The sequence below is a fragment of the Larkinella soli genome (genome assembly GCF_003703975.1).
Taxonomy (GTDB): domain Bacteria; phylum Bacteroidota; class Bacteroidia; order Cytophagales; family Spirosomataceae; genus Larkinella; species Larkinella soli.
In genome coordinates this window covers 1-339 of record NZ_QTJY01000080.1, presented here as the reverse complement: position 1 = coordinate 339, position 339 = coordinate 1, and the positions used below count along the sequence as shown (strand labels likewise).

The 339-nt window shown below is 64.0% G+C and carries 1 protein-coding gene; it reads left to right on the top strand.

The annotated features are described in order from the left end of the window. Window positions 1–339: enolase C-terminal domain-like protein (locus DX909_RS29380; protein ID WP_310589891.1), on the top strand; the 339-nt coding region annotated here is incomplete at its 5' end.

Here is a 339-nt window from a genome sequence, read left to right as displayed (position 1 = left end):
AAGAAGATCGGCGACTATGCCGAGGAGCAGGGCATCCCGATGGCGATGCACTTTGCGGGCTCGCCCATCTCGATGCTGGCCAACATCCACTGTGCGGCCGCCACGGAGAACTTCGTGGCCCTGGAGCACCATGGGGTGGATGTGGAAGGCTGGGAGGACATCGTCACGGGGCTGAAGCCGATTGTCGAGAAGGGCTTTGCCCGGGTGCCCGACAAGCCGGGGCTGGGTGTGGAGCTCAACGAGGAGGTAGCCAAAAAGTTTCTGCGGAAGGGCGCCACCTGGTTTGCCCCCACCGACTACTGGAACACGCGCGACTCGGCCGACCGCGAGTGGAGCTGA